This window comes from Albidovulum sp. (assembly GCF_049646345.1).
In the GTDB taxonomy this organism is placed as follows: domain Bacteria; phylum Pseudomonadota; class Alphaproteobacteria; order Rhodobacterales; family Rhodobacteraceae; genus Albidovulum.
On record NZ_JBARVQ010000639.1, the window covers coordinates 1 to 10,999 of the forward strand.

At 62.0% G+C, this 10,999-nt stretch carries 10 protein-coding genes; 9 read left to right on the forward strand and 1 reads right to left on the reverse strand.

The genetic code is table 11. From position 1 onward, the window contains the following. The first annotated feature begins 390 nt into the window (after nucleotides 1-390). The 6 genes from WBB85_RS16590 (at nucleotide 391) to WBB85_RS16615 (ending at nucleotide 6,477) form a co-directional block, all read left to right on the forward strand. Complete coding sequence (locus WBB85_RS16590; protein ID WP_432639705.1) at nucleotides 391-2,508, forward strand: Hint domain-containing protein; 2,118 nt, start codon at nucleotides 391-393, stop codon at nucleotides 2,506-2,508. 16 nt (nucleotides 2,509-2,524) lie between these two features. Further along, on the forward strand, nucleotides 2,525-3,697 hold the full coding sequence (locus WBB85_RS16595) for a dipeptidase (RefSeq protein ID WP_432639706.1): 1,173 nt from the start codon (nucleotides 2,525-2,527) through the stop codon (nucleotides 3,695-3,697). A gap of 155 nt (nucleotides 3,698-3,852) precedes the next feature. After that, on the forward strand, nucleotides 3,853-4,881 hold the full coding sequence (argC, locus tag WBB85_RS16600; RefSeq protein ID WP_432639707.1) for an N-acetyl-gamma-glutamyl-phosphate reductase: 1,029 nt from the start codon (nucleotides 3,853-3,855) through the stop codon (nucleotides 4,879-4,881). 7 nt (nucleotides 4,882-4,888) lie between these two features. Continuing rightward, nucleotides 4,889-5,347 carry a cytochrome c maturation protein CcmE gene (gene ccmE, locus WBB85_RS16605; RefSeq protein WP_432639708.1) on the forward strand — a complete coding sequence of 153 codons (459 nt, stop codon included), beginning with the start codon at nucleotides 4,889-4,891 and terminating at the stop codon, nucleotides 5,345-5,347. Nucleotides 5,348-5,389: 42 nt separating this feature from the next. Then, complete coding sequence (locus tag WBB85_RS16610; RefSeq protein ID WP_432639709.1) at nucleotides 5,390-6,001, forward strand: holin-associated N-acetylmuramidase; 612 nt, start codon at nucleotides 5,390-5,392, stop codon at nucleotides 5,999-6,001. Continuing rightward, a complete protein-coding gene (locus WBB85_RS16615) occupies nucleotides 5,992-6,477 on the forward strand; it encodes a holin family protein (RefSeq protein ID WP_432639710.1) in 486 nt (161 codons plus the stop codon). The genes WBB85_RS16610 and WBB85_RS16615 overlap by 10 nt, the downstream gene beginning before the upstream one ends. A gap of 267 nt (nucleotides 6,478-6,744) precedes the next feature. Here the strand turns inward: WBB85_RS16615 and WBB85_RS16620 are convergent, their stop codons facing one another. Beyond that, nucleotides 6,745-7,710 (reverse strand): tellurium resistance protein, encoded by a 966-nt coding sequence (locus WBB85_RS16620; protein WP_432639711.1) that lies wholly within the window; start codon nucleotides 7,708-7,710, stop codon nucleotides 6,745-6,747. Nucleotides 7,711-7,898: 188 nt separating this feature from the next. On the opposite strand from WBB85_RS16620, the gene speB reads away from it, so the two are divergent. From speB to WBB85_RS16635, 3 genes are all read left to right on the forward strand, one after another. Further along, nucleotides 7,899-8,873, forward strand: a complete 975-nt coding sequence (gene speB / locus WBB85_RS16625; protein ID WP_432639712.1) for an agmatinase — start codon at nucleotides 7,899-7,901, stop codon at nucleotides 8,871-8,873. Then, on the forward strand, nucleotides 8,870-9,769 hold the full coding sequence (locus tag WBB85_RS16630) for a DMT family transporter (RefSeq protein WP_432639713.1): 900 nt from the start codon (nucleotides 8,870-8,872) through the stop codon (nucleotides 9,767-9,769). Before speB ends, WBB85_RS16630 begins: the two co-directional genes overlap by 4 nt. Nucleotides 9,770-9,884: 115 nt before the next feature. Further along, nucleotides 9,885-10,999: OmpP1/FadL family transporter (locus tag WBB85_RS16635; protein WP_432639714.1), on the forward strand; the 1,115-nt coding region annotated here is incomplete at its 3' end.

Below are 10,999 nucleotides of genomic sequence, written 5' to 3' on the forward strand. Positions count from 1 at the left end.
CCACCCCACGGGCAGGCGCTCGCCCGGCTTATGTTGTGCCAGTTGCAACGACCGCAAAGGGCTCTCCCGTCATTCGCCTCACGGGCTCATGAAGTACCGCTTTGCTGTTCACGTCGTCCGTCCGGCATGGGACCGTTCTCTGAGTTCCGGCAGGAAAACGGCATGCAACCGGACAGCGCAATCTGCCGTGATAATGCCGCGATCCGATGGTAAATCGTCCGTAAATGACCGGTGATTCGTCTTGGGCGACGCAAAGCGGGCCATTGTAACTGAGGTCTTACGAGACGCGTTTCATCGGCCGCTTCTGTCCTGAGGCAGAACACCCCGGACCCCGCAAGGGCCGGGGCAATATCCGGTGGATGGACCGTTTCCTATGGGGTTCACCCGGTCATGGCGACCACATTCAACTGGATCTACCTTGGAACGTCGACATCCATGCTCGACCCGACCGAGGGCAATACGCTTGCCGAGGGGCGCAACCTTTTCCTCGGCCAGACCTATGGGTCGGCGGCCGATCCGCTTTACACCCACATCACATCAACGACGATGATCAATAATGGCGGGTCGGCGACCGCACTTGATGCCAACAACACCACCGCCAACGACCAGTTCACGACAAATATCGGCGCGGGGACGCAGACCTTCACCTTCGACAGTTCCGTCCAGTACAACGCGACGATCACCTATGCCGATGGCACGACGGCGAGTGTCACCGCCGTCTTTCTGCAATCGACCACGGGGCAGATGTTCCTCGCCCCCGAATTCACGGCCAACACCGACACGACGGTCTATGAGGCCAAACCGATCCAGTCGATCACCTTCAACTCGGTCGCGCAGACCGGTGGGGACCTGACCATCGACCGGGTTCAGACCGGATTTGACGATGGCTGGGTCGAGGGGACCTCGGGCAATGACCTGATCAATGCGGGTTATGTCGAACCCATCGCCAATGGCTCGGACCGGATCGATGGTGGCGACGGCATTTCGGGTGCGGGCACGGCCTGGCAGGACGACCGGGTGCGGGCAGGCGCGGGCAATGACACGGTGCTCTCAGGCCTTGGCAACGACTATGTCGATGGCGGCACTGGCGCGGATTCCATCGATGGTGGCGATGGCAACGACTCGCTTTTCGGCGGTTCGGGAACCTTCAATGACACGATCCTGGGCGGCATCGGCAATGACACGATAGACGGCGGCGATGGCAATGACTCGCTGCTTGGCGGCGCAGGCACTGACAGCATCCTTGGTGGCGCCGGAAATGACACTGCCGATGGTGGCTCCGACGCCGACTATATCGATGGCGGCGACGGCAACGATTCCCTCTTCGGCGGCACCGGGGCCTTCAACGATACGATCCTTGGGGGCATCGGCAACGACACGATTGACGGCGGTGATGGCAATGACTCGCTGCTTGGTGGGGCTGGGACGGATTCCATTCTTGGTGGCACCGGCAATGACTTTGTCGATGGCGGCAGCGATGCCGACTTTATCGATGGCGGTGACGGCAACGATTCCCTCTTCGGCGGCACCGGAGCCTTCAATGACACGATCCTTGGGGGCATCGGCAATGACACGATAGACGGCGGCGATGGCAGTGACTCGCTGCTTGGCGGCGCGGGCACCGACAGCATCCTTGGCGGCACCGGAAACGATACATTCGACGGTGGTACCGGTGCGGACACGATGGTGGGCGGCACCGGCGATGACATCTTCCGCGGCATAACCGCAGGCGATGTGGTCGACGGGTCGGAGAATACCGGCGATAAAGACGTTCTGGACCTTGCCGCCTCTGGCTGGACCTGGGCTACGACGAACATCCTTTATTCGACCCCCGACCATGAAAACGGTACGGTCCAGTTCCTTGATGGCAGCGGCGCGGTCATCGGCTCGATGACCTTCTCGAACATTGAAACGATCGTGCCCTGTTTCACCCACGGAACACTGATCGAGACTGAAACGGGACCCGTCGCGGTCGAAATGCTGAAGGTGGGGGACCGCGTCCTGACGCTCGACCGCGGCTATCAGCCTGTCCGCTGGATCGGACGGCGCGACCTGTCTTCGGCTGACCTCGTCGCCAATCCGAAACTGCGCCCGGTCCTTTTTGCTCAAGGCTCCTGCAGGCAGGGACTGCCGTTGCAGGACATGCACCTTTCGCCGCAACACCGTCTGCTCTTGTCTGGGCATAGTACCGAACTCGTGACCGGCGAGGCCGAGGTCTTTGCCCCGGCGCAGCATTTCGTCGGCCTGCCGGGCATTGTTCAGGACAGCGGCGCTGCCGGGGTGAGCTACATCCACCTGATGTTCGACCGGCACGAGGTCATCCGCTCTGACGGGCTCTGGACCGAAAGCTTCCAGCCGGCGCTGGCGACTGTCTCGGGCATGGACGCGGCCCAACGAGAAGAAATAAATTCTCTCTTTCCCGGGCTTTGCGCGGCGAATTCAGCCGACTATCCTGCGGCAAGGTCGACGGTAAAACGGCACGAGGCGCGGGTGATCCTCGCCTCCTGACGCGAGGGAGTAGGCGATGCGGATATTGCGGGGGCTCTTCGCGCTGATCGTGCTGGGCGCGACGGGGTTTTTCGTGTTCGGCCCGGGCATTGCCGACCGGATGCAGAACCCGGTGACCGTGCACGATCCCTGGCCGGTCAGCCCGGCGGCGAAAGCGATGCATGAGCGGCTGATCATCGGTGACCTGCATGCCGATGCGCTGCTTTGGAACCGCGACCTGACAAAACGCTGGACCCGCGGGCAGGTCGATCTGCCGCGTCTGGCCGAGGGCAATGTCGCGGTGCAGGTCTTCACCACGGTGACCAAGAGCCCCTCTGGCCTGAACTATGAGGAAAATGCCGCCGATGCGCGCGACGACGTCACGCTGCTTTACATCGGCCAGTTGCGCCCGTTCCGGTCCTGGCGCGACCTGACCGAACGCGCGCTGGAACAGGCGCGGCAACTGGAACGGGCCGAGCGAAAGGCCCCCGAGGCGCTGAAGATCGTTCGCTCCCGCGCCGATCTGGCCGAGGTTATGCGGCGGCGGGGCGAGGGCGAGCAGGTTGTCGGCGGCATTCTTGGTGTCGAGGGTGGCCACGCCCTGATGGGCGAGATCGGCAATCTGGGCCGGCTCTATGATGCGGGGTTCCGGCTGATCGGGCTCACGCACTTCTTCGACAACGCCCTTGGTGCCTCGCTCCATGGCGAGGCCGGTGGCGACAAGGGGCTGACAAAGTTCGGCCGTCAGGTCGTGCAGAAAATGGTTGAGAAGCAGATGATCATCGACCTCGCCCATGCCTCGCCCACCATGGCGCGCGAGGTGCTTGGGATGGTCGATGTGCCGGTTGTCGTCAGCCATACCGGCATCCGCAGCCATTGCGATACGGTGCGCAATTTCCCCGACGACCTGATGCGGGATATCGCCGCGAAAGGCGGGCTGATCGGTATCGGCTATTGGGCGGATGTGACCTGCGACGACACACCTGCGGGTATTGCAGGCGCCATCATCGCAGCTATCGGTGTGGTAGGCGCAGATCACGTGGCGCTCGGCTCGGATTTCGATGGCGCGGTTCGGACCAGCTTTGACACCTCGGAACTGGCCGCGCTGACCCAGGCGCTGATCGACCGGGGGCTGGACGAGGCGGTGATCGCCAAGGTGATGGGTGGCAACATGATCCGGTTTCTGCAGGAGGCTCTGCCGGAGGCATGATCCTCGCTGCATGCGCCTTCACAGGGTTTTCCAGGCCCGCATGGGGCTGGCTCGGGCCATGCGGGGGCTCAACATGACCTTGCCTCAAGAAGAATTCGGTTGAAAGACGCGGCAGTCTCGGCCAACAAACGGCCTCACACCCGAGCGGAGGGCCCATGACCCATAGAATCGCCATTCTCGGCGCGTCCGGCTATACCGGGGCCGAACTTGTCCGGATCATCGCCACTCATCCCGCGATGGAAATCGAGGCCCTGTCCGCCGACCGCAAGGCGGGGCAGGAAATGGCCAGTGTCTATCCGCAATTGCGGCACCTGAAGCTGCCGGTGCTGTCGACCATTGAAGAGATCGACTTTTCGAAAATCGACCTTTGTTTCGCCGCCCTGCCACACGGGCTTTCGCAGGCTTTGGTGCGCGACCTGCCGAATTCGGTGAAGGTCGTCGATCTTGGTGCCGACTTCCGGCTGCGCGATCCTGCGGCATATGAAAAGTGGTACGGCGCGCCGCATGTGGCCGTGGATTTGCAGAAAGAGGCGGTCTATGGCCTGACCGAGTTTTACCGCGACGACATCCGCAAGGCGCGGCTGGTGGCCGGGACCGGCTGCAACGCCGCCACCGTGCAATTCGCGCTCAGGCCGCTGATCGAAGCCGGACTGATCGACCTCGACGACATCATCTGCGACCTGAAGAACGGCATCTCCGGCGCCGGGCGGTCGCTCAAGGAAAACATGCTGTTCACCGAGCGGCAGACCGACGTGCTTGGCTATAGTCAAGGCGGCAAGCACCGGCATCTGGGAGAGTTCGATCAGGAATTCAGCGCCCTTGCGGGCCGGAAGGTCGAGATCATGTTCACCCCGCATCTTGTGCCCATGTCGCGCGGAATCCTTGCCTCGTGCTACGTCAAGGGCGATCCGCAGGCGATCCATGCGGCGCTGACCGGGCGCTACGCCGATGAGCCCTTCCTGACCGTCCTGCCCTTTGGTCAGGCGCCGGGAACGGGTGCTGTAGCGGGGTCGAACTTCTGCCATATCGGCGTGGTGGGCGACCGCAAGACGGGCCGCGCGCTGGTCGTGGCCGCACTCGACAACCTCAACAAGGGCTCCTCGGGTCAGGCGGTGCAGAACGCCAACCTGATGCTGGGGCTCGATGAGACCGCCGGGCTGATGCTCGCGCCGGTTTTCCCGTGAGGATCATATGAAGGGTCTGAAAAAACAGCGCCGCATCCAGATCATCGTGCTTGCCGCCGTCGCGATGGCGGCAAGTTTCGGTGCCTTCTACTATGCCGCCCCCGACGCGCTGCAATATTTCCGCTCGCCCAGCGAGGTGGCCGAAAAGGCCCCCGGCCCGAATGAGACGTTTCGCATCGGCGGGCTGGTCGAAGACGGCAGCCTCGTGCGCGGTCAGGGCGCCGCAATCACCTTCAGCGTCACCGATGGCGGCGCTGCGATCCCGGTGAGATACGAAGGCGTCCTGCCCGACCTTTTCGGTGAAAACGAAGGCGTTGTCGCCACCGGAAAGCTGATCGATGGCACATTCGAAGCCACAGAAATCCTTGCCAAGCATGATGAGACCTACATGCCCAAGGAAGTGATCGACGCGCTGAAGGAGCAGGGCGTCTATGTCGAACCGGACGCTGCCCCAGCGACGAATTAACCTTTCGGCCCGAGCCTTCCCCAGAAGCGAAGGGGAAGGCCGATGCAGACAGTCACCGACATTGCCAAAGCCATCGTCGCCCGCGAGGGCGGCTATGTGAATGACCCCGACGATCCCGGCGGGGCCACCAATCACGGTGTGACCATCCACACAATGCGGCGCCTCGGGCTCGACCTGACCGGCGATGGCAGGGTGACCGAGGCGGATGTGCAGCGCCTGAGCCGCGATCAGGCCACCGATATCTTCGTCGAACATTACTACCGTCGCCCCCGCATTGCCGAACTGCCCGAGGCTTTGCAGGCGTCAGTCTTCGACATGTATGTGAATGCCGGGTCGAACGCAGTGAAGGTGCTGCAAAGGCTCTTGAACGAGATGGGACATGACCTGACTGTCGATGGCGCTCTCGGACCGATCAGCATCGCCGCCGCCCACAAGGCCTGCGCGGACAAGCCCGATCTCGTGGCCGACGCCTATGGCATCGCCCGTCGCAACTACTACTACGCGCTGGCCGATGCCCGCCCCGCGAGCCGCAAATACGCGCGCCGCCGCGATGGCGGCAAGGGTGGCTGGATCACAAGGGCCGAGGAATTCATCTCACCCCGCTTCCACCTGACCGAGGCCGAGCACCGGACAAGGACCGCAACATGGGCCTGATCGGACGTATCCTGGGCGGTCCCTCCGCCACCAGCGCTCTCGGTCAGGCCGCGACCAATGTGGCCGAGGTTTTTCGCCCCAATGCCACGAAAAAGATGCAGGCCGCCCATGATGCCTATATGGCCGCGCTTGGCGAATTCGGCACCGAGTTTCAATATGTTGGCGATGGCGTCTTCGATCGCTTCGTCAATGCGCTGAACCGACTGCCCCGTCCGATGCTGGCTTTGGGCACGCTCGGACTTTTCGTTTACGCCATGGTCGACCCCGACAGCTTTACCCGCCGCATGGTTGGGCTGAACTATGTGCCCGAGCCGCTCTGGTGGCTTCTGGCCGCCATCGTCGGTTTCTATTTCGGCGCACGCGAGGCACATTACTTCCGCACCCGGCCACAGATATCGATGCCGACGCCAAAACCCGCCGCCGGAGCCCCGGACAATGCGGCACTCGCCGAATGGCGTCGGGAAATAGGGGGATGAAGCGGAAAGGCCCTTTTGGATGAACGAAGAACCGGTCGGGAAAGTTATCACTTCGGAAGCGTATCCGCAGATCGAGTTGGCGGCTTTCGGAACTTGTCTGCCATTCACAAATACGCCCAGTCGCCCGGAGTCACGCTGCGGGCACCAGGCGAATTAGACAAAACGCAGAGTTCCGCTCCGCGCTCAGACCTGACCAGCACCGTTTGGTGACATAGCCAAATCTCATCAATCCGCCGCTACGCCCTCAATCGCTTTGTCTTGGAACCTTCAGGCCGTTGCAGCGTTGGTCTTGACGGCAAGCTGCCCGCCTGCCCAGAGGCGCAGTATCCTGAACGCGATCACCGGAATAGCCAGCGTGGTGAGCGCCAGCAAGCCCACCCCTGGCCAGTGCCAGATGCCGCCCAGCGCCAGCCACAGCGACGCGGTCGCCGCCGCCGGAAAGGTCAGCGCGCCCCAGAGCGGCGAAAATCCGGCCGCCACGACCCAGACTGCGCGCGCTGCCAGCGATGCGACCAGTATCGCCGCAAGCGCCGCAAAGACATGTGCAACCGAATGAAACTCGAACCCATATGCCACCAACCCCAAAAGCGCGGCAGGTGCCACATGGATCGCCAGCAGCGGACGCAGGGGCGCAGGTACGGTTTCCTTCACGAGTTGATCGGCACTGATGGCCCAGATCGCCACCGCGATCAGTGCAGTGACGCCCAGAATAATAAAGGCTGTCCCATAAAACTCGAGCGCATTGGCGGCGAGTCCACCGATGATGAAGCCGACGAAATTGAGGTGCCAGACCGGGGTGACCCGTCGTTGCTCGGCCGGTCCTGTCGCGAAGACATAGATGAGAAGCAGAACCAGAGCCCCATGGACGGTGAAAGCGGCGAAGAGCAGCCCGAGGGCAACCTCAGATGCGTATGGGACGAATGTGAGGGACAGCAGGTAAAGACACAGCACCATCGCCCCGACACCCGCCCTGCCCGGCAGAATGCGCAACTCCTCAACGATCACAGCCGGTCGGCGGAACATCTTGCCGCAATAGGCCAGAAGCGCGAAGAGGTAGAGCAGCGTCACCGCACCAAGGATCGCTTCACCAATACCGGCGGGCACGCCCGCGACCTCGGTCGCCCGGCGCCATGCAAGACCCAGACCGAAAAGCCCCATGATCGCCGGGAAAAGCGCCGGAGGTGTCCGGCGCCACAGCCCCGGTTTTGTCGGCGCCGGAGGTTTGAATGCCATTTCCGTCATCCCTGACTGTGTGTTGCGATCATGATGGCGAAGAGGTCCGGGGCTTTCGAGGGGCGGCAGCGCACCATCTGAAACTTTCCGGCAGGTTGCGGCATTTCGGTCGCGCCAATGTGGGTCGGGGCTTACTTCCGGCAGGAAACATGGCAAGACTTGCCTGACGGTGACATGGGGGGCAACAGATGGGCGGACATGGATATGACAGCGGGCGGCTGAACCTGCCCTTCGTCGGGATTTCGACCTTTGGCAAGCGGCCTTATGTCGAGGACTGGACCCGGATCGACGCCGATGCCGCGATCCTGGGGGCACCTTACGACTTCGGCACCCAGTTCCGCCCCGGTGCCCGTTTCGGCCCCCGCGCGGTGCGCGAGGCCTCAACGCTCTTTTCCTTCGGCCATGCCGGGGCTTACGACCATGAGGACGACGCGACCTATCTTGGATCGGATGTGCGCATCGTCGATCTTGGCGACGCCGATATCGTCCATACCGACACCGAGCGAAGCCATGCCAATATCGAGGCCGGCGTCCGGGCGATCCTGAAGGCAGGGGCCCTGCCCGTCGTCATCGGCGGCGACCACTCGGTCAACATCCCCTGCATCCGCGCCTTTGACGCTCAGGGACCGATCCACATCCTGCAGATCGACGCCCATCTCGATTTCGTCGACGAACGCCACGGCGTGCGCCACGGCCACGGCAACCCGATGCGCCGCGCGGCCGAGAAGGGTTATGTGACCGGTCTGACGCAGCTTGGCATTCGCAACGTCTCATCCACCGCGAAGGAAGGTTATGAGGCCGCCCGCGCGATGGGTGCCGATATCCTGTCGGTGCGGCAGATCCGCAAGCTCGGGGCCGAGGCGGTTCTGGCGCGCATCCCCAAGGGCGCACGGCTTTACGTCACCATCGACATTGACGGCTTTTGCCCCTCGATCGCGCCCGGCACCGGTACGCCGAGTCATGGCGGCTTTCTGTATTACGAGGTGCTGGAGCTTTTGCAGGGGGCTGCGCGGGCACATGAGGTCGTCGGGATTGATCTGGTTGAAGTCGCGCCCGACTACGACCCGACAGGGTCTACCGCGATCCTTGCCGCACAGGTGCTGCTGAATTTCCTCGGCTTCATCTTCCACGCTCGCGGGAAAGCATCCGGAAGGCTTGAATGACAACAACCGCCGCCCCGCGCGACATCGCCGTCCACCGTCCCGTCGCGGCGGCATTGTGGATGATCGGCTCCATCGTCGGGTTTTCAGCGCTGGCCGTGTCGGGGCGGGAGATCGGCACAAACCTCGATACGTTCGAAATGATGCTCTACCGGTCGCTCATCGGGGTGATCGTCGTGGTGACCTTCGCCACGACAACCGGGCGGTTGAACCAGATCGAAGCCCGCCATCTTGGCCAGCATGCTGTGCGCAACGTGATCCATTTCGCAGGGCAGAACCTCTGGCTCTATGCGCTGGCTCTCATTCCGCTGGCGCAGCTATTCGCGGTTGAATTCTCCAGCCCGCTGATTGTCGCGCTGACCGCGCCGTTTTTTCTGTCCGAACGCATGACGCGCACCAAATTCATGGCGGTGCTGCTTGGCTTCAGCGGCATCCTCATCGTCGCGCATCCGTTTGGCGCGGGCGGCCTCTCTATCGGTCTGATCGCAGCCCTTCTCTGCGCCCTTGCATTCGCGGGCACGGCCATCGCGACAAAGCGCCTGACCCGGGTCGCACCGGTCGCCAGTATCCTCTTCTGGCTGGCGGTGATGCAATCGGTCTTTGGCCTTGTCTGTGCAGGCTATGACGGCGATATCGCACTGCCGGGGGCCGAAACAATGCCCTGGGTCATGGTGATGGGTCTGGCCGGGCTCGGCGCGCATTTCAGCCTGACCAAGGCGTTGACGCTGGACCCCGCCTCCATCGTCACCCCGGTCGATTTCCTGCGCCTTCCGGTCATCGCCTTGATCGGAACCGCAATTTACGCCGAACCTCTGGACCAATGGGTTCTGATCGGCGGCTGTGTGATCCTGATCGCAAACTGGATAAATGTCCGCTCCGGCAAAGTTTCCGTGGCGTAACAACTGGAACGCGATAGAATGAGACGTGACGTCATTAATTGACGTGCGCGTCAAGGCCTGACTAGGGTTCGTTAAAAAAACAAGCAACCACGAACGCGTTTGGGATGAGGAAAAAATGAAGAAAGTATCAAGCATCGCTGCTGTTGTGGCACTTAGCGCAACCACGGCAGTTGCCGGAGGAGTGGACCGGTCAGGACAGTCCACGTCAATTCTGTTCGAGCAAGGAAACTATCTGGAGTTTAGTCTTGGGTCAGTTTCACCTTCAGTTTCAGGAACCGCAGTCGCGTTGCCGTTCCCGGGCTTGCAAGGTGCGAAATCTGGCGACATGTCAGGTGACTACACACAATTCAGTGCGGGTTACAAACACAGGTTCTCGAACTCTCTTGAAGCTGCGGTCATCATCGACAAGCCCTTCGGCGCGGATGTCGACTATCCGGTCGCGACCGCTCTGCCCGCCTATTACGCGAACGGATCGACAGCGACGCTCAAATCCTCTGCGATCACCGGGATCCTGAAGTACAAGACACCGCAGAACATCAGCATATTCGGCGGCCTTCGCTACCAGACCCTGTCAGCCGAAGCGTCAATTCCGTTCATCGCCACCTATAACGCAAACGGTTCCCGTGATGGTGGCTTGGGCTACCTTGTGGGTGTGGCATGGGAAAAACCCGAAATCGCCGCGCGTGTAGCGCTGACCTACAACTCGAAGATCAAGCACAAACTTGACACGGCCGAAACGTCCTTGGCCACGCTCGGAGCTACCCTGACTTCGGTGACCGAGGTCGAAACGCCGCAATCGGTCAATCTCGAATTCCAGACCGGAATCGCTGCGGACACACTTCTGTTCGGGTCGATCCGGTGGGTTGAGTGGAGTGCATTCGACATCACGCCGGCACATTACCAAGCGATCACAGGCGGCGCTTCGCTGGTGTCCTACGATGACGATACGATCTCGTACTCGTTGGGTGTCGGTCGCAAATTCAACGAAAACTGGTCGGCTGCTGTCACGCTCGGTTACGAAAAGCCCACGGGTGGCTTCTCGTCCAACCTCGGTCCGACCGATGGCTACCGCAGCATCGGCCTTGGTGCGACCTACACGATGGACAACGTCAAGATTACCGGCGGCGTTCGCTACGTCGATATCGGTGACACTCAGACGCAACTCGGTGCCATCCAGCCCTCGGCTGACTTCAAAGACAACGATGCCGTCGCGTGGGGCATTCGGATCGG